The organism is Corynebacterium sp. HMSC08F01 (assembly GCF_001807545.1).
Taxonomy (GTDB): Bacteria; Actinomycetota; Actinomycetes; order Mycobacteriales; family Mycobacteriaceae; genus Corynebacterium; species Corynebacterium coyleae.
The window spans coordinates 93,700-111,824 of record NZ_KV789314.1; the positions used below are offsets into that span (position 1 = coordinate 93,700).

19 protein-coding genes are annotated in these 18,125 nt (G+C 62.4%); 4 read left to right on the forward strand and 15 right to left on the reverse strand.

All coding sequences use genetic code 11. From position 1 onward, the window contains the following. Positions 1 to 2: 2 nt before the first annotated feature. The 8 genes from HMPREF3171_RS06965 to rimP all read right to left on the reverse strand — a co-directional run bounded on the left by HMPREF3171_RS06965 (position 3) and on the right by rimP (position 8,652). Positions 3 to 800, reverse strand: a complete 798-nt coding sequence (locus tag HMPREF3171_RS06965; RefSeq protein ID WP_070422294.1) for a metallophosphoesterase family protein — start codon at positions 798 to 800, stop codon at positions 3 to 5. Continuing rightward, on the reverse strand, positions 797 to 2,131 hold the full coding sequence (locus HMPREF3171_RS06970; RefSeq protein ID WP_070483870.1) for an MATE family efflux transporter: 1,335 nt from the start codon (positions 2,129 to 2,131) through the stop codon (positions 797 to 799). The genes HMPREF3171_RS06965 and HMPREF3171_RS06970 overlap by 4 nt, the downstream gene beginning before the upstream one ends. Beyond that, positions 2,128 to 3,156 carry a DHH family phosphoesterase gene (locus HMPREF3171_RS06975; protein WP_083292007.1) on the reverse strand — a complete coding sequence of 343 codons (1,029 nt, stop codon included), beginning with the start codon at positions 3,154 to 3,156 and terminating at the stop codon, positions 2,128 to 2,130. The genes HMPREF3171_RS06970 and HMPREF3171_RS06975 overlap by 4 nt, the downstream gene beginning before the upstream one ends. Next, a complete protein-coding gene (gene rbfA, locus HMPREF3171_RS06980; RefSeq protein WP_070422292.1) occupies positions 3,119 to 3,559 on the reverse strand; it encodes a 30S ribosome-binding factor RbfA in 441 nt (146 codons plus the stop codon). Before rbfA ends, HMPREF3171_RS06975 begins: the two co-directional genes overlap by 38 nt. Before the next feature lie 95 nt (positions 3,560 to 3,654). Next, on the reverse strand, positions 3,655 to 6,471 hold the full coding sequence (gene infB / locus HMPREF3171_RS06985; RefSeq protein WP_070483872.1) for a translation initiation factor IF-2: 2,817 nt from the start codon (positions 6,469 to 6,471) through the stop codon (positions 3,655 to 3,657). Between the two features lie 106 nt (positions 6,472 to 6,577). Continuing rightward, the gene (locus HMPREF3171_RS06990; protein ID WP_070451066.1) at positions 6,578 to 6,901 is read right to left on the reverse strand and encodes a YlxR family protein; all 324 of its coding nucleotides are present in this window, start codon (positions 6,899 to 6,901) and stop codon (positions 6,578 to 6,580) included. 189 nt (positions 6,902 to 7,090) lie between these two features. Next, positions 7,091 to 8,104: a transcription termination factor NusA gene (gene nusA / locus HMPREF3171_RS06995; RefSeq protein WP_070422289.1), complete on the reverse strand. Its 1,014-nt coding sequence runs from the start codon at positions 8,102 to 8,104 to the stop codon at positions 7,091 to 7,093. Next, the gene (rimP, locus tag HMPREF3171_RS07000) at positions 8,101 to 8,652 is read right to left on the reverse strand and encodes a ribosome maturation factor RimP (RefSeq protein WP_070422288.1); all 552 of its coding nucleotides are present in this window, start codon (positions 8,650 to 8,652) and stop codon (positions 8,101 to 8,103) included. The genes nusA and rimP overlap by 4 nt, the downstream gene beginning before the upstream one ends. A gap of 30 nt (positions 8,653 to 8,682) precedes the next feature. Here rimP and HMPREF3171_RS07005 point away from each other — a divergent pair, with 30 nt between their 5' ends. Continuing rightward, on the forward strand, positions 8,683 to 9,477 hold the full coding sequence (locus tag HMPREF3171_RS07005) for a DUF4439 domain-containing protein (protein ID WP_246815343.1): 795 nt from the start codon (positions 8,683 to 8,685) through the stop codon (positions 9,475 to 9,477). Positions 9,478 to 9,499: 22 nt separating this feature from the next. On the opposite strand, the gene HMPREF3171_RS07010 is transcribed toward HMPREF3171_RS07005, so the two are convergent. Further along, a complete protein-coding gene (locus HMPREF3171_RS07010; RefSeq protein WP_070484116.1) occupies positions 9,500 to 11,287 on the reverse strand; it encodes a proline--tRNA ligase in 1,788 nt (595 codons plus the stop codon). A 31-nt stretch (positions 11,288 to 11,318) separates the two neighbouring features. Here HMPREF3171_RS07010 and HMPREF3171_RS07015 point away from each other — a divergent pair, with 31 nt between their 5' ends. Beyond that, the gene (locus HMPREF3171_RS07015) at positions 11,319 to 11,984 is read left to right on the forward strand and encodes a YaaA family protein (RefSeq protein WP_070483874.1); all 666 of its coding nucleotides are present in this window, start codon (positions 11,319 to 11,321) and stop codon (positions 11,982 to 11,984) included. A gap of 3 nt (positions 11,985 to 11,987) precedes the next feature. On the opposite strand, the gene HMPREF3171_RS07020 is transcribed toward HMPREF3171_RS07015, so the two are convergent. Further along, positions 11,988 to 12,809, reverse strand: a complete 822-nt coding sequence (locus HMPREF3171_RS07020; RefSeq protein WP_070483877.1) for a hypothetical protein — start codon at positions 12,807 to 12,809, stop codon at positions 11,988 to 11,990. A 311-nt stretch (positions 12,810 to 13,120) separates the two neighbouring features. Between HMPREF3171_RS07020 and HMPREF3171_RS07025 the strand changes: the two genes are divergently transcribed. Then, a complete protein-coding gene (locus HMPREF3171_RS07025) occupies positions 13,121 to 13,843 on the forward strand; it encodes a DUF1648 domain-containing protein (RefSeq protein WP_070484119.1) in 723 nt (240 codons plus the stop codon). Between the two features lie 3 nt (positions 13,844 to 13,846). Here the strand turns inward: HMPREF3171_RS07025 and gltS are convergent, their stop codons facing one another. Next, on the reverse strand, positions 13,847 to 15,067 hold the full coding sequence (gltS, locus tag HMPREF3171_RS07030; RefSeq protein ID WP_070422284.1) for a sodium/glutamate symporter: 1,221 nt from the start codon (positions 15,065 to 15,067) through the stop codon (positions 13,847 to 13,849). A gap of 109 nt (positions 15,068 to 15,176) precedes the next feature. On the opposite strand from gltS, the gene HMPREF3171_RS07035 reads away from it, so the two are divergent. Beyond that, positions 15,177 to 15,905, forward strand: coding sequence for an NAD-dependent deacylase (locus tag HMPREF3171_RS07035; RefSeq protein ID WP_070483878.1), 729 nt, complete (start codon positions 15,177 to 15,179; stop codon positions 15,903 to 15,905). Here the strand turns inward: HMPREF3171_RS07035 and HMPREF3171_RS07040 are convergent. The 4 genes from HMPREF3171_RS07040 to cobA are packed head-to-tail and all read right to left on the reverse strand — an operon-like array spanning position 15,902 to position 18,123. After that, on the reverse strand, positions 15,902 to 16,156 hold the full coding sequence (locus HMPREF3171_RS07040; protein ID WP_070422282.1) for a Txe/YoeB family addiction module toxin: 255 nt from the start codon (positions 16,154 to 16,156) through the stop codon (positions 15,902 to 15,904). The two genes, HMPREF3171_RS07035 and HMPREF3171_RS07040, sit on opposite strands and share 4 nt — an antisense overlap. Beyond that, a complete protein-coding gene (locus tag HMPREF3171_RS07045; RefSeq protein ID WP_070422281.1) occupies positions 16,156 to 16,407 on the reverse strand; it encodes a type II toxin-antitoxin system Phd/YefM family antitoxin in 252 nt (83 codons plus the stop codon). The genes HMPREF3171_RS07040 and HMPREF3171_RS07045 overlap by 1 nt, the downstream gene beginning before the upstream one ends. A gap of 41 nt (positions 16,408 to 16,448) precedes the next feature. Further along, entirely contained in the window at positions 16,449 to 17,399 is a 951-nt protein-coding gene (locus HMPREF3171_RS07050; RefSeq protein ID WP_070451002.1) for a class I SAM-dependent methyltransferase, read from the reverse strand. Further along, positions 17,383 to 18,123, reverse strand: a complete 741-nt coding sequence (cobA, locus tag HMPREF3171_RS07055) for a uroporphyrinogen-III C-methyltransferase (protein WP_070483879.1) — start codon at positions 18,121 to 18,123, stop codon at positions 17,383 to 17,385. Before cobA ends, HMPREF3171_RS07050 begins: the two co-directional genes overlap by 17 nt. Positions 18,124 to 18,125: the final 2 nt, after the last annotated feature.

An 18,125-nucleotide genomic window follows, 5' to 3' on the forward strand; every position in this document is an offset into this window, starting at 1 on the left:
CACTATTCAACCTCCATGACCGGGTACGGGAATTGCCGCGTGGACGGGTGGTGGCGCCACTCGCGCGGATAGCCCAGGGAGACCTCAATGTGGTCGACGCCATCGACCTTGGTCACCCCCGGCATGTGCAGGTGACCGTACACCACTGCCTGCGCGTTGTAGCGCTTGGGCCATGTCCTGGTGTGCCGGGTCCCGCACCACAGGGCGATTTCGGACCACATCATGCGCTGCACCGGCTCCTGCACCAGCGGCCAGTGGTTGACCAGAATCGTCGGCCCGCTAATGCGGGATAAGCGTTTGGTGGTGTAGGCCAAACGGTCCCAGCACCAGCCACGGATATCCACAAATGGTGCGATGGCAAACTCGTCTGTCATCACCACGTTGTTGTCGTGGGCGGCCTGCAGGGCTTCGTCGACAGTCATTTCCCTGCTGCGGAACGAATAGTCGTACAGCGTAAATAGCGGCGCGATGGTCACTCCGCCGAACACCGGATAGCGATCTTCCGGGGTAATCACACCGATAGCGCGCATCGCTTGAACCAGCATGGCGTACTTTTCTCGGCCGCGGTACCTGTCCGCAGAACGGCAAAATAGCTCGTGGTTGCCGGGCACCCAGATGACGGTGTCGAACCGACTGGCCAGTTCTGTCATCACTTCAACGATGAGTTCGAACCGTTCGGCCACGTCGCCAGCGACGATGAGCCAGTCAGACGGGTCAGTAGGCTGGATGTCGTCGATTTTTGGGCCGTTGAGCTTCACTGCGGCGTGCAGGTCGCTGACTGCCCAGAGTGTCGTGGTCATGCGTCATTCCTACCATCACCGCTTGTCACTGCCCATCGCATGGAACGGAACCTGTGCACTACACCTACGAGGCGCACAAGGATTTGGCCGAGTTGTCCGACCCAAATACCGGTCAGGCCCCAGCCGAAGAAACCGGAAGCGATGATGATCGGCAGCGCAACCCCGAGCAGCGAAAACAGTGTCAGGTTGCGCAGGTACGCCGCATCCGCCGCACCAAGCAGCACACCGTCGAGCGCAAACACTGCTCCCCCGGCGATGATCATGGCGATAAACAACAGCCACGGCAGCTGCAGCGTATCGACGACCGCCTGATCCTGCGTAAACAAACCCAGAATCGGCTCACGGAACAACGCGAACACCACGGCCAGCACGACCGCGAAGACCATCGAGTACTTCAATGCGTGCTCACCAACGGCGCGTGCGTCCTGCGCCCCTGCCCGCCCCAAAGCCGAGCCGGTCAGGGTCTGCGCCGCAATAGCCAGCGAATCAAGCACGAGTGTGAGGAAGTTCCACAGCTGCAGCATCAACTGGTGAGCAGCAAGCGCAACCACGCCGAAGCGACCAGCAACTGCAGCAGCGGTCAGCAACGAGACTTGAAACGATAACGACCGCAAAATCAGGTCGCGGCCTAACACGAGCTGCTTGGAAATCACCGACCACTGCGGCGCCCAGCCCCGGCCCGACGTCCGGTGCTCCCTGATCAGGAACACCACGAACAACGTTGATGTGATCCCCATGCCAATCACGTTGGATATCGCGGAGCCCACAAGCCCGTACTTGTTCACCAACAACGGCAACGAGATCGCGCCGGGAATGAGGCCACACAACGTTAAGTAAAAGGGCAATCGCGTATTTTGCACGCCGCGCATCCAGCCGTTTCCGGCCATAATGATCAGCGTCATTGGAATGGCGAATGCGGATACACGCATCCAGGACGCAGCGCGCACACTCGTGTCAACGTCACCTGCAAGCGCCATCGCCAACGGCTGGGCGAACACCCACACAATCAGCGCCAAGATCGCGCCCACCCCGAGCGCTACCCAGGTAGCTTGTACACCTTCCTCGACTGCCTGATCGCGTTTTCCGGCACCATAAAACCGCGAGCTGCGCGCCGTCGTGCCATAGGACAAAAACGTCAATTGGGTTGTCACGGTCGACTGAATGGCAGCGCCTGCAGCGAGTGCAGCCAGCTGCGCGGTGCCGAGCCTGCCAACGACAGCGGTATCCAGCAACAGGTACAGCGGGTTGGCTGCCAGCACGCCGAGCGCGGGCAGCGCGAGCATCAAGATATCCCGCGCGGTTGGTGTGCGGGCAGCGTCCGCGCCCCTCATCGGTCGGCGGGTTCCGGCAATGCGTCGAGCAGGTCGCGGACGACCTCAGAGCGCGAACCGGTGGCCGAGTACCCCGCTGCTGCCTTGTGTCCGCCACCGCCAAGAGAGCGCGCGACGGTTGAAACGTTCAGCACCGTAGAACGCAGCGACATCGCCCAGTGCTTGCTGCTGTACTGCTTCAACACCACGCCGACGTCGGTGCCTTCAAGGGCACGGGCGTAGTCGATGATCGCCTCGACCGTTGGCTGACTCATTCGCGCTAACAACCCCGTGGGGATGGTGAGCACTGCAACGGAGAGCCCCTTGACCGGAATGATCTGGGTTTCCGCCAACACCGCGCCCATGAGCTGGAGGTCAGTCGCACTCATCGTGTCCATCAGGTCCAGCGCAATCTGGCGAGTATTCAGGCCGTAGCCCATCAGCTCCGCGGCCAAACGGTGCATCCTCGGTGTGCCCCACCGGAAGCTGCCGGTGTCGGTGACCAAGCCCGCGTACAGGCAGTACGCGATGTCCTCGTCAAGCTCCACCCCAAGATGATCAAGCAACTCGCGGATCATCGTTGTGGTCGATTCGGACTCGACGATCAAATTCATGTCGCCGAAACCGGGGTTGGTGTTGTGGTGATCGATGACAACAACGCGCGACGGGTTATCCGTAACATCAATCAGGAATGCTCCTGTGCGATCTGCGGAGGCACAATCCACGGTGACAACAAGGCCATCCTCCGGCAAAGTTTCGCCGTAGATGATCTCATCGACTCCCGGGATAGTGCGCATATTCGCCGGGTGCGGCAACGGCTGGCCAATGTAAACGTCGTTGTCGATACCAAGCGCCGTGAGCCCCTTTGCGAGCGCACACGCCGACCCGATCGCATCCGCATCGGGGTTGATGTGTGCGACCACGTTGACGCGGTCCGCGGCGCGGATACGAGCGGCAACCTCGGCAAATAGCGGAGCATGCTCCGCAAACAGCTGGCTGTTCAGGGCACTACTCCCCTTCACCGGAGCGCTTGTACGGGTCAGCATCGCCAGCCGGCTTCGCATTTGCGCGCAGCTTTGCTAGCTCCTCGTCACGCGCGCGGGCACGGTTGAGCAGCTCCTCCATGTGCGCGGAAGCTTCCGGCACGGTATCGCGCTCAAACGAGATGGTCGGCGTGAACCGAACCGAAAGCTGATCTCCCACGATCTTGCGGATCTGCCCGCGAGCACGGTTGAGCGCCTCAGCGGCCTGCTCGTAGTCAGGTTCGTCGTCGATCTCTTGGCCACGCACTGTGTAGTAAATGGTGGCGTCATGAAGGTCCCCGGTGACTCGGGTGTCGGTCACAGTGACCAACTCCAGCCGGCGGTCCTTAATCTCCCGCTCAATCGCGGAAGCAACAATCGTCTGAATCTGCTTCGCCAACCGCTGGGCGCGGGTGTTATCAGCCATGTCACTCCTCCTCAAAACTTCTGCATAGTGTAACCCCCGCCGAGCACGTGCGTGCGGGGCGGGGGTTTCGTCGATAAGCAATTGCTTTGCGACGACTAGTCGCGCGGGACCTCGACCATCTCGTAGGTCTGAATGATGTCGCCCACCTGGATATCCGGGTAGGACAGCACCATGCCGCACTCGTAGCCCTTGGCTACCTCGTTGACGTCGTCCTTCTCGCGGCGCAGCGAATCGATCGACGCATCCGGAGTAATGACGTTGCCGTCGCGGACCAGGCGCAGCTTCGCACCGCGCTTGACCTTGCCCTCGGTAACCATGCAACCTGCGATGAGGCCGACTGCGGAAGCCTTGAAGATCTGACGTATCTCGGCTTCGCCCAGGTCGCGCTCTTCGTAGATCGGCTTGAGCATGCCCTTGAGCGCCTGCTCCACATCCTCGATCGCCTGGTAGATGACCGAGTAGTAGCGGATCTCCACGCCTTCGGCATTCGCCTCTTCCGTGGCCTTGCCGTCCGCGCGGACGTTGAAGCCAATGATGATGGCGTCGGATGCCGCCGCGAGGGTGACGTTGGTCTGGGTCACAGCACCGACGCCACGGTCGATGATGTTGACCTGCACCTCGTCGTCGACCTCGATCTTGAGCAGCGCCTCCTCGAGGGCTTCCACCGAACCGGCGTTGTCGCCCTTGAGGATTAGGTTGAGCTGGCTGCGCTCCTTGAGAGCCTGATCCAGGTTCTCCAAAGAGACACGCTTCTTACGACGTGCCTGCATCGCCGCACGCTGACGAGCGTCACGCTGCGCAGCAATCTGGCGAGCCACACGGTCATCCTCAACCACGAGCAAGTTGTCGCCCGGGCCAGGAACACCGTTGAGGCCCTGGACCTGAACCGGACGGGACGGGCCTGCCTCTTCCACGTCCTCGCCCCACTCGTCGACCATGCGACGCACGCGACCGAAGTTGCCGCCGACGACAATCGAGTCACCGACGCGTAGGGTGCCGCGCTGCACGATGACGGTGGACACCGGGCCACGGCCACGGTCCAGGTGGGACTCGATGGCAATACCTTGTGCGTCCATGTCTGGGTTCGCCGTGAGCTCAAGCGCCGCATCTGCGGTCAGGAGCACAGCCTCCAGCAGGTTGTCGATACCGGTGCCCTGCTTCGCGGAGATGTCAATGAACATGGTGTCGCCGCCGTACTCTTCCGGCACGAGGCCGTACTCGGTGAGCTGGCCACGGATCTTCTCCGGGGAAGCCTCCGGCTTATCCACCTTGTTCACTGCAACCACGATCGGCAGTTCCGCAGCCTTGGCGTGGTTAATCGCCTCAACGGTCTGCGGCATGACGCCGTCGTCCGCTGCCACCACGAGGATGGCCAAGTCGGTCGACTTCGCACCACGGGCACGCATGGCGGTAAACGCCTCGTGGCCCGGGGTATCCAGGAACGTGATCTTACGCGGGTGGCCGTCGAGGGTGACCTCGGTCTGGTATGCACCAATGCCCTGGGTAATACCGCCGGCCTCGCCACGACCCACGTTTGCCTTGCGGATGGAGTCCAACAGGCGGGTCTTACCGTGGTCGACGTGACCCATGACGGAGACCACTGGAGGACGCTGCTCGAGCTCCTCTTCGCCGCCTTCGTCCTCACCGAACTGCAGGTCGAAGGATTCGAGCAGTTCACGGTCCTCGTCCTCCGGCGAGACAATCTGGACCTCGTAGTTGATCTCAGCGCCGAGCAGCTGCAGGGTGTCCTCAGACACGGACTGCGTTGCCGTCACCATCTCACCGAGGTTGAACAGCGCCTGCACCAGCGACGATGCATCGGTGTTGATCTTCTCAGCGAGGTCAGACAGGGTCGCGCCTTGGCGCAGGCGGACGGTCTTGCCACCGCCGTCGGGGAGACGAACGCCACCGATGACGTTCGGCTTGTGCATCTCCTCGTACTCAGCCCTCTTCTGGCCCTTGGACTTGCGGCGCTTGCCGGGTGCACCACCCGGACGGCCGAATGCACCTGCGGTACCGCCGCGACGTCCGCCGCGACCGCGGAAACCGCCACCCGGTCCGCCGAAACCGCCACGCTGTGGCCCGTTCTGGCCACCACGGCCACGACCACGGCCACCGCCGCGGCCACCGGCCGGTGCAGCCTTCGCAGGCATTTGTGTCGGCGACGGACCTGCCGGCATATCCGCCGGGGACGGACGGTTGCCGCCACCCTGACGGGCACCACCCGGGCGTGGGCCGCCCTGGCCCTGGCCACCGCGACCCTGCCCCGGACGTCCACCCGGACGCGGCGGGCGCTGCCCACCGCCGGTATTGGACGAGAACGGGTTGTTAGCAACGCGCGGGCGTCCACCAGGCTTCGGCATCGGGCGAGGCATACCGCCCGGAGTCGGGCCGTCCTTCTTCGCAGCAGCCGGCTTCGGCGCTGCAGGCTTTGGAGCTGCGGGCTTTGGAGCTGCGGGTTTAGGTGCGCCTGGCTTCGGGGCGGAACCCGCAGGCTTCGGCGCTGCAGGCTTCGGTGCGCCCGGCTTCGGGGCGCCTGGCTTCTGGGCCGGCTCACCCGCAGCCTTCGCAGCCGGTGCCTTCGGAGCAGCCGGAGCCGGCTTCGGCTTCGCAGCCTCGCCCGGCTTTGGTGCGGAACCGGCGGGCTTCGGCGCTGCAGGCTTGGCACGGTTCTGGCCAGGCTTCTTCAGCGGCGGTTTCGCCGGAGTCGGTGCTTCCTTCTTTTCGTTGTCGTCTGCGCCACCGCCATTGAGCTTGGCGTAGTGCGCCTTCATCTTCTTGATGACAGGCGGCTCAATGGTCGACGACGCCGTCTTCACAAACTCACCCTGTTCTTTCAGGGTTGCGAGTAATTCCTTACTTGTTACGCCGAGCTGCTTAGCCAACTCGTGTACGCGTAGCTTTCCGGACACATGTCTCCTTGTTGTTCATGCTAGGAGCCCAGTGCCCTTCGGCTACCGGCCCCTAGACGTGGTCAGTGACTTTCATCGCTGATGCTGCTTCATGGTTGCGTACTCATCAGTGTTCGGTCTTTCCTTCATTCTCTGGGTCGACCGCCTCGGCGCTTCTGCTTTGCGACGAGGCGAGGTACGTACGTACATGACCTAGGTCTACTTTCGCAGACAGACGGAGCGCTCGCCCAAAGGCGCGGCGTTGTTCCGCCAGCTCGACTGCGTCCAACGACGGGGTAATCCATGCTCCCCGACCAGGCAGTTTCCGGTCCGGGTCGGCGAGGATCTTCCCCGGCACGTCCGGATCGGCGACCACGCGCAACAGTTCGACGTCGGGGTGAGTTTTTCGGGTGGCAATACAGGTACGTGTGCGGATGGGGTGCTTACGCATTCCGCTCATTCGCATCCTTCCCGCAACCTATCTGCCGTCTAACACTGTGCCGTTATGTCTCACACCGGCGCACTCGTGTGCGTGGTGGGCCGCCGCACCCAACGTGCGGACGCAAAGCCGTTAAACACTGTACGCGAAAACCCGCAGAATCTGTACTTCCTGCGGGTTTCATAAACGTTGGCAAAGACCTTATTCGTCGTCGGCGATATCAGCGTCGGAGCGGATGTCGATCTTCCAGCCGGTCAGGCGGGCGGCCAGGCGGGCGTTTTGGCCTTCCTTGCCGATGGCCAAGGAGAGCTGATAGTCCGGCACCGTCACGCGAGCCGCTTGCATATCCGCATCGAGCACCGTGACATCCACCACTTTCGAGGGGGCCAGGGAGTTACCGACGTACTTCGCCGGGTCCGCATCCCAATCGATGATGTCGATCTTCTCGCCGCCGAGCTGCTGCATGATGTTGGTCACGCGCGCTCCTCGAGGCCCGATGCACGCGCCCTTGGCGTTGACACCCTTGACGGTTGCACGCACCGCAACCTTGGAGCGGTGGCCTGCCTCGCGCGCGATGCTGACAATCTCTACCGAACCGTCGGCTACCTCCGGCACCTCGAGTGCGAACAGGCCTCGAACCAACTCGGGGTGCGTGCGCGACAGGTTGACCTGCACGCGCTTGTCGCCCTTGTTCACACCCACCACGTAAGCCTTGATGCGATCGCCGTGGCGCAACACTTCGCCCGGGATCTTCTCTGCCGGCAGCAGGATGCCGTCCTGCGGGTCTGCCTCCGTACCGAGCTGGACGATGCTGATGCCGCGCGCCTCTGCGTGGGCATCGCGCTGGACCAGCCCAGAGACAATCTGGCCCTCGAGTTCGGCGTACTCGCCGTAAACGCGGCCAGCCTCCGCTTGGCGCAGACGGCCCTTGATCGCGTCACGCACGGCGACGGAACCAATTCGGGAGAAGTTCACCGGCGTGTCGTCGTATTCAGAGATGACTTCGCCTTCGGCGTCGAGCTCGCTGACGATAACGGCAACGTCGCCCGTTTCGGTGTCAATGTCCACACGCGCCTTGGAACGCTCCGTACCGCTTTCCTCCTTGAACTCGCGGTATGAAAACAGCAACGCGTTTGCGATGGTGGTCAGCAGATCCTCCATCGAAATGCCCTGCTGCTCTTCGATGGTTTTCAGCGCGTTCAAGTCGATATTCACTTGTTTCCTTCCTGTGCCGCCGCTGCGGCTTCGAGCTCTGCAAACGTCTGATCCGCCAGCTCAACTTCTGCTGCTGGCGGCGCGTTGAACTCAATTTCTACCACTGCACCAGCAATTTCTGAAACCGGTGCAATTCGCACCTCATCGCCCTTTTTCGACGAACGCACCAGCGCAACATGCTCCTGCGCCTCATCCAGTACGGCGATGCGCCACTTCTGCTCACCCGCCTTAATCAGACGGCCCTGGTTGCGACGGAAGTGTCGCGGCTGCGTCAGCGGCATATCCACACCAGGGGTGGTCAGTTCAAGCGTGTATCCGGCGCCGAAGTTGACTTCCCCGCGCTGCTCGAGGTCGTCGAAAAGCGTTGATAGCTCATTGGACACTTCCTCCAACTCATCCAGCGTCGGGTGCGTATCCGAGTCGAGCGCAATAACGACCTGCGATTTCTTCCCCGCCTTGACGGTGCGAATGTTCTCAATGTCCATCGCGTACGCCTTCACGACAGGGGCGACCAATTGTTCAAGTTCGTTATTTGTGGGAAATGCCATGCGTCAAACCTAGCGTGTAACGTGCAGCGGGTGAAGAAACTGCTTGTTTTGCCAGCTGTACTGCTCCTGACCAGTTGCACAGTGATGGATGTTGTCGGCCCTCGCGCCAACGGCGAGATCATGTCGCTGGCCAAGCAAGCCTCCGCTGATTGGGTGTTCGGGGAGCACCCCGAGTGGGCGGAACTGCGCAAGTTCCAGAGCGAGCAGCTTCAAGACGAAGCACTGCGCCTGTGCGGCACGGACGAAACTGGACAGACCCCGCAGTCCTGCAACGTCGGGTATGGCGACACCGACCTTCCGGCAGCAGCGGACGGCGCAGCCCTTTTGGAGCACACCGTCACCGCCGCCGACAAGGTGCCTGACGATTCGGTTGACCTCGTAGTAGCCCAAGCCATCGATGCACTTGCGCTCACTCCTGTCAAGATTGAGATCGAGGGCCCGCTTGACGACGACGCCGCGACCCAATCCGCCGCCGACCTCCTCGCCCGCGAAAACGCGATGTATTACGGCCTCGGCCTCGCGCTCGCCCATGCCGACGAGGCTTTGCGCACCCGCATTAGCGAACTGCGCGAGGCATCCCACGAACGCACCGAGGCGCTTACGGAACTGCTCGGCGACACAGACGGCCAATCGTTAGTTCCCGCCGCCGGATACACCTTCGCGGACGGCTACAACGACCCCCAGACAACGCAAGAGGCCACCGCGCTCGTCGAAACGATGCACGGTGACCTTGTCAAACAGTGGCGCTACGCCGCCGCTCACGCAGAGACCAAGCAGTGGCGCAAGGCGGCAATCCAACTCGCCGCCCACGCCCAGCGGGCCTAGCCGTCGCGTCTAGCCTGAGCGCCTAGCCGCGGCGCTCTGCGACCAGTTCCTGGACCTTCGCCACGATCTCGTCGGCAGGGACTTCGAGAGTCTCGCCACCGCGGATACGCAGCTCGACGATGCCGTCTGCGAATGCGCGGCCCAGGATCACGATGAACGGCATGCCGAGCAGTTCCGCATCCTTGAACTTGACGCCTGGGGAGACCTTCGGGCGGTCGTCGAAAAGCACCTCGAGCCCGGCGTCGGAGAGTTCAGCCGCGATGCGGTCGCCTGCCTCGAGCGCAGCAGCGTCCTTGTTCGCCACAGCCACATGCACCTGGTACGGGGCGATCTCCACCGGCCAGACCAGGCCCTTGTCGTCGTGGCGCTGCTCCGCCACCACAGCGAGCATGCGAGAGATACCGATGCCGTAGGAACCCATGGTCGGCACGGCACGCTTGCCGTTTTCGTCCAGGATCTGCACGTCCATGGCTTCGGTGTACTTGCGGCCCAGCTGGAAGATGTGGCCAAGCTCGATGCCGCGGGCGAGTTTCACGGTGCCGTTGCCGGACGGCGACGGGTCGCCTTCCTTGATCTCGGCGGCCTCGATGTAGCCGTCGACGGTGAAGTCGCGACCAGCGACCAGTCCGACGACGTGCTTCTGCGGAGCGTCCGCACCGGTGATCCACGCGGAGCCTTCGACCACACGCGGGTCTGCGAGCACACGCACACCGTTGGCCTGGAGCGCACGCGGACCAACGTAGCCCTTGACCAGGAAATCATTCTTGGCAAAGTCTTCGTCGCTTGCCAACTCGAAGGTCGCCGGCTCGAGCGATGATTCCAGGCGCTTCTCGTCCAGTTCGCGGTCACCCGGGATGAGCACGCCGACCAACTGTGGGCCGACCGGCTTGCCGTCCTCATCCACGGCGCGCGGATCGTTGACCTTGATCATCATGCACTTGAGGGTGTCGGAGGCTTCGGCAGGGCGGTCGTCGATAAGCACTCCTGCGCTCTGCGCCCACTCCACGAGTGCCGCGATGGTCTCGGACTTCGGGGTGTCGTGCTCGACAGCCTCAGGCAGCCCTTCGACCGCACGGGCTTCCGGAGCGACCGTGGTCACGGCCTCGACGTTGGCGGCGTAATCGCCTGCGGTGGACACCACGAAAGTGTCCTCGCCGTTGTCGGAGTACGCGAGGAACTCCTCGGATGCGGAGCCACCCATGGCGCCGGAAGTGGCCTGGCAGATCTCGTACTTCAATCCCACGCGGTCGAAGATGCGCTGGTAGGTCGCACGGTGGTTTGCATACGACTCATCCAGGCCCTCGTCCGACATGTCGAAGGAGTAGGAATCCTTCATCACAAACTCACGCCCGCGAAGGATGCCCGCGCGCGGACGTGCCTCATCGCGGTACTTCGTCTGAATCTGGTACAGCGTGACCGGGAAATCCTTATACGACGAGTACAGATCCTTCACCGCCGTAGTGAACATCTCCTCATGCGTCGGGCCGAGCAGCATGTCCGCACCCTTACGGTCCTTCAGGCGGAACAGGTCATCGCCGTATTCGGTCCAGCGGTTCGTCGCCTCGTAGGGCTCGCGCGGCAGCAGTGCCGGAAACAGCAGTTCCTGGCCACCCATTGCGTCCATCTCCTCGCGCACCACACCCTCGATCTTGCGCAGCGCACGCAGACCAAGCGGCAGCCAGGAGTACACGCCCGGCGCGGCACGGCGGACGTAACCAGCACGGACAAGCAGTTTGTGGCTCGGCACTTCAGCGTCGGCCGGGTCTTCGCGCAGAGTGCGCAGGAACAGCGTGGACAGGCGAGTAATCATGCGGGGCAGTTTACCCGGTAGCTTGTTCGTCATGCTGATCGTCCTCCCTCCTTCCGAAACCAAAGCGCCCGGCGGCACCGACGCTGCGATGGCGTTGTCGTTTCCGTCGTTGGATCCCATTCGCAATTCGCTTCTCGACGAACTCACCCACACCCTCGTCGACACCCCCGCCTCCAAGCAGGCAGAGGCGGAGGAGAACCTCACGTTGCGTGACAATCCGGTGACGCATGCCATCGAGCGCTACACGGGTGTGCTGTACGACTCGCTCGATGCCTCCACGTTGTCCGCCGATGCGCTATCGCGCCTTGCCGTTGGCTCCGCGCTGTTCGGCGTAGTCCGTGCGGGCGACCTCATCCCCCGCTACCGCCTGTCCGCCGGGATGAAACTGGGCGGCAAGACGTTGCGCGCCTGGTGGGGATCCGCCGTGACGGATGCACTTGCAGACTGCGGCTTTGTCATCGACATGCGCTCCGGCGCCTACCAGAACCTCGGCCCTGTCCCCGGCGCGCTGACCATCCGCGTGGAACAGGCCGACACCGGCAAGGTGGTCAGCCACTTCAACAAGAAGTACAAGGGCGAGCTGGCCCGGGTTCTGGCGCCACACGACGCTGCGTCTGCTTCGGAGGTCGTGGACCTGTCCGTGGCTGCGGGCTTCGACGTGTCTGTCGACGGCACGCTGTTGACCATGCGTGTGTAGGTGTCACGCCGCCTGGGTGTGTGCTGCCCCGTTGTCTGCTTCTCGCGCCTGGGCGAGGGCGAGCAGGGCGCGGGCGTCGTCGACAAACTCGTCTTCCTTAAACAACAGATCATGCGGCGACGCCCTGAGCAGGAACACACCACGTTTGAGCAGATGTTTCTCCCGCTTGCGCTCTTGTCGCAGCGTCTCGTCGGTTTTCTTAAACGTGACCCCGTCGTATTTGTAATCCCCGTCGATCTCCAAGATCAGTGCCCCGAGGCGTAGGTCCACCTCGTAGCCCGCGAACATGCCGTTGACGATCCAGCCGTCGGCCACCCGCTCAATCAACACGGCGCGTGCGTACGACTCGAACGGCGACCGCGAGTTACCCACCGCGTATCGCAGCACTTTCCGCAATACACCTATCCCCTTGACACGGCCAAGCTTGTCGGCTTCCGCCTCCACGGTCGCACGATCGGTGTGGTGTTTGAGCACCCAGTCCATCGCCACCAGCCCCTCCCTGAACCCGTAGCGCAGGGCGATCTCGAATGCGGTGGTCAGCTCGTCGGTAACGCGCAATGTGTCAAAGTGCTTGATCACAGTCTCGCAGTTGCGCGCACGGTGATAGACGGTATTGTCCGGCCACTGTCTTCTCGATGGTGTCCTGCCGTTCGGGAGCAACAGTTCTACCGGTTCGTTTGAGTCCGTGGTCACCAGCCACATCCCCAGTACACGCGCCGCAGACCTGCCAGCCAGCGCCGCCTTCCTCGCTGCCTGACCTGCTGCAACCGCCTGCACCCAGCGCTTTTCGTAAAACGCCAACGCGTGAAAGTCGGCCTGTAGCATCGCATGCCTTGCCGACAACGCGACTGTCCTACCTGCTTGTGTATCTCTACGGTCGATCACCTTGCTCAGGATCTCCCGTTGCCTCCCCATATCCATGCCACAACGATTGCAGAGATCCCGTGTCGGCGGAAGACCCCGCCCGTTTTTGTGGATAACTTCGGGTAACTCCGGATACTTTCGCGCCGGTTATCCACAGCCTAAAAGACGATATCGTCTTTTAGCATTTGCGCGGATCTAAAACCCCAGGTCGCGGCTCCATCGCCGGCACAAAAGACGATATCGTCTTTTGGGCTGTGTCTAAGATCGCCTACATGCCTGCCCATTACCGTCGCTATGCCCTCGCTGCCCTGGCCTACGCAGCCGCGTTCGCGTACATCCTGCTGCGTTGGGACGCGATCCCCGACCCGGTGCCGGTCCATTTCAACGTCAACGGCGACGCGGACGGATTCGAACCGAAAACCCTGCTTCACGCGACGTTCTTGATCACAATCGGCATCGCCATCTCCATATCGATGCTCGCGTGCGTACCGCCGAAAACCCTCGCACGCCAGACCGTGAACGTACCGGAGGACAAGGCGTTGCCGTATTCGGAGACGGCGGCGGCGCGCGTCGAGAAGCTGTGCGATGCCACAGCCGATTTCATGTCGAAGACCCTCCTCGCTATGGCGGTCTTGTTCGCGCTGACCAACGTCTCGATGATGCTGCCGGACATCTCGCTGCCATTCTGGCTGGAGATCGCACTGTGGATCGCATTCACCGTCTACATCGTCGTCGTAGCAATCCGCATGACCACGGCCAAGGACGGCATCGAACCCGACGAAGCGGAGCAACAACGCAACCACCTGCTGCGGATGCAGGGTGGCATGGGCACCTACAAGGAGCCGAACGACCCAATGGTCGCCGCGGTGCTGCCGCAGGCCCCGGGCAAGATCTCGGTCAACACGGCACACGCGCCGGGCAAGCGTTACCTGTGGCGTGTGATGACAAGCGTCGTCGCAGTCCTGGTGGTCTGTCTCCTGTTTGTGTTTATCTAACGGCTACAGCACGTTGAGGAACACCGTCACCACGAGGATGTTGACGAAGTCGATGAACATCCCGCCGACGATTGGTAAAACGAAAAACGCTAGGCGCGACGGCGAGTACTTCTGCACCACCGACTCCATGTTGGCCACACCGTTGGGGGTTGCGCCCATGCCAAAACCGCAGTGGCCGGCGGACAGGACGGCGGCGTCGTAGTCGCTGCCCATCGCTCGGAATGTGACAAAGCGGGCGAAGAGGAGCATCAGCACGGTCTGGGCGATGAGCAGAATGACAAGCGGGATGGCAAGGTCTGCCAGTTCCCACAGTTTGATCGTCATCAGTGCTTGCGCGAGGAAAAGTGCGAGCGCAACACTGCCGATGATCTCCACCTCTTGTGTGGGCACAAACTCGTGGTACTGGCGCTGGTTGCGCGTGTCTGAGATGTAGCGGAACAGAATGCCGACGAGCATGGCACCCAGGTAGTTCGGGAAGGCGGCTTTGTCGGTGAACTGGCTGATGATCCAGTTGATGCCGTCGGTGATGTAGGTGCCGATAAACATCGCGATGAGGATGACGATGAAGGCTTGCATGACCTGGTCGCTGCGCAGGTCTCGTCGATACGCAGTGAGCAAACTATCGTCCACGTCGACATTGCGGGTGCCGCTGGATTGGAGGCGGTTGCGTTTGATCAGACGGTCGCCGACAGGCCCTCCTATGAGCGAGCCCATCAGCAGGCCGAACGTTGCTGCGGTGTAGGCGACGGTTTCTGCGCGCTCCACACCCTGCGCCTCCACGAGCGGGGCCATACCACCGGAAACACCGTGGCCGCCGGTCATGGAAACGGATCCGGTCATCAGCGCGAGCGCGGACGGGATGTCCACAATCGGCGCGAGCAGCACCGCAAGAAGGTTCTGTAGCACCACCAGCACAGAGGCGACGAGAAGGAAGCGGGTGACCATCTTGCCGGCTTTGCCAAGAAGCGCGACACTGGCGCCGAAGCCGACGGTGGTGAAGAACATCGTCATGAAGAAGCCCTGCAAGGTGGTGTCGAAGGTGATGTCCACCCAACCGGTGAGTTTGAACACCAGGTTGAACAGGGCGAAAAGGAACCCGCCGATCACCGGCGCTGGGATGGCGAAGCGCTCAAAGAACGCCACGTTGTTGCGCAGCCAGCGTCCAACGACGAGCAGGAGCACGGCGAAGCCGATGGTTTGGATCATGTTGAATTCAATCGCCATCGGCGGCCACCTCTCTGTTAGATGTCTGTCGATCTCGAAGAGTCTAAAGCGCGCACACGGTTTGTGACAAAGAACACGCTCCTTTGCTTCTCCCGGTAGCGTTTAAACCATGACCACAATCGACAACGCCCGCGCACTACTCGCCGACGCCAGCCGTATCGAGGTCTTCACCGGCGCCGGCATGAGCGCCGACAGTGGCCTTGTGACCTATCGCGACGCACAAACCGGGTTGTGGGAGAACGTGGACCCACAGGCCATGGCGTCTATCGGCGCCTGGCACACCGACCCGGACACAATGCTCGCCTGGTACCTCTGGCGCGCCCAACTCGCCCAGCGCGCCGAGCCAAATGCAGGACATCTCGCCATCGCGCAATCGCCGAAGACGACGGTAACCACGCAAAACATCGACAACCTTCACGAGCGTGCTGGCAGCGACAATGTCGTCCACCTGCACGGCTCGCTCTTCGCGTTTCGCTGTTCGCTTTGCGACGAGCCCTACACCGACCCAATCCCACTGCCCGAGGAGCCTGTCCCGACGATCACTCCGCCCCAGTGCCCGTTATGTGGCGGGCCGGTGCGTCCCGGCGTGGTGTGGTTCGGCGAGATGTTGCCCCAAGCTGAGTGGAAGGAGGCGGAGCGTCGCATGCGCACCGCTGACGCGTTGATCATCGTCGGCACTTCTGGCGTGGTCTACCCCGCCGCTGGCCTGCCGCTAATGGCGCACGCGCGCGAAATCCCCATCATTGAGGTCACCCCGATGCGCACGGACCTGTCGCATATCGCCGACGTGGTCATCGAGGACACCGCCGCCAACGCCCTGCCGAAGCTGCTGGGTTAGTAGTGGTACCGGGCTTGGAGAATCACCAAATCTGTCCCAGCGACCGTATAGACCAAGCGGTGTTCTTGCGTGATCCTCCTCGACCACGCCCCTTCAGCTCCGTACTTCAGCGGTTCGGGTTTCCCTATGCCTTCAAACGGATCCCTTAAGGTGTCGCGCAGAAGCTGGTTGACTCGCCTCAGCGTTTTCTTGTCGTTGCCCTGCCAGTACAGGTAGTCCTCCCACGCGTTGGTGGTCCACACAAGCCGCATTACGCGTCCAGGTCGATGTCGTGTTCGGCCACTGCCCCGTTAAGTGCTTCCTCGTAGGCCTGAGTCAGGCGTCGCGCATTCTCTGGCGATTTAAACAGGTAGGCAGTCTCAACCCATGCCGCGTAGTCATCTGCAGCCATCAATACTGCATTACCGTGACGCGACACGATTTCAACGGGATCGCGATCATTGTTCACACGCTCGATGAGCGGATATAGCGTGCGCCGCGCTTCAGATGCACTGATAGACATCACAACCTCCTCCGAGTGGTACCGCAATACGGTACCACACTCTAGAGTGAAGCACGCAGGACCGTGAAGGTCTTATCGCGGGTGACCTGCTCCACGGCGCCGAACCTTTGCTCCACCTCGCCGCGGTAACGCAGGTGCGAATTGTGGACCAGGTAGAGCGTGCCGCCCGGCGCGAGTAGTCGCTTGGAGGCGTCGAGGAGGTGCTGGACGAGGGTTGCGTCGACGGTGGTCCCGTCGTGGAACGGTGGGTTGAGCGCAATGGTGTCGAAGGAGCCGTCCGGGAACTGTGAGCCGGCGTCATCCCAGGTCGCTTCCAGCCCGATGGCGCGGGCGGAGAGCACCGCGTCTGCGTCAGCGTCTGTGGCCACTGCCTCCAAGCCACGCGTGACAGAGCCGTTGCCGCACCCCAGGTCCAACAGTCGTCCAGGCTCTGCCGGCAGGCAGGAGCGCAGCAGTTCCCCACCACGGTCGGGCTTCGCCCCTGAGAACACGCCTCCGATGGCGACAAGTCCATCGCCGCGTACGGGCTCATAGGACACCTCGCGCGGCCCAGACGCCACAAGACAGCGAAACTTCCCGCGCCCACGGGAGGCCGCCACCTGGTCGAACGATTCGCCCAGCACCACATTCATGCCACGAGACAAGTGTTTATTGTTCGCGCCGAACACCACCCGCGCCGAAGCAAACCCAGCTCCCGCAATCGAGCGTGCCAGGTAGTCCAGCCGCGCCAGGGACTTCGGCATCTCCCCAATGGCAACGGCTGTGCCTGAAGAGCCGGCAAGGTAGTCGTCGATACGCATATCGCCCGCAATCTCCGCACCGAGCGACGCTGCTTCCTGGCAGCGTGAGTAGTCGGAGTCCAAAAACACGACCTTCGCCCCAGCAGCGAGTGCGGTGCGGGTGAGATCGAGTGTCGGGTCGTTGCACACGAGGACGACCTCTCCCGCAGCAACATCGGCCGTGTCCCAAATCAGACTATCCAGCGTGCGCAAGGCCTGCGACCTCCCCAAAAACGTACACAGCAGGCGAAGTCACATCGTTGTTCTCCATCACATCTGGCAAGGTGGCGGCGGTAGCGAAGAACACGCGCTGCGCGTCGGTTTCGCCTTCCTGGATCACCGCTGCGGGCGTATCCGGGGACAGCGATGCCTCCAGCAGCTTCTCGACGATCGCACGCACGTTGCGCACCCCCATCACCACCACGATAGTGCCACCGACCTGTGCAAGCGCGGACCAATCCACGAGCGACTTGGGATGCTCCGGCGGCAAGTGTCCCGACACCACGGTGAACGCATGCGTCACCCCGCGTTGCGTCACGGGCACGTTTGCCGCCGCAGGAACGGACACCGCGGACGTCACGCCCGGGATTACCGAGCACTCAAGACCGGCAGTCGCGCATGCCTGCAGCTCCTCAAAGCCGCGACCGAACACGTACGGGTCGCCGCCTTTGAGCCGCACGACCTGCTTGCCCTCACGCGCATAGGACACCAGCATCTCGTTGATACGCTCCTGCGCGACCTGGCGCGCGTAGGGCAACTTGGCCACGTCTACGACTTCTTTGCCGGTCAGATCCAGAAAATCCTCAAGCTCCGCGGCCGGCCCAAGATGGTCCGCAAGGATTACGTCCGCTGCTTCCAGCGCGCGCAAGCCTCGGATGGTGAGCAGGTCCCATGCGCCTGGGCCGCCGCCGACAAGAGTGATGTGGCCTTTCGTCATAG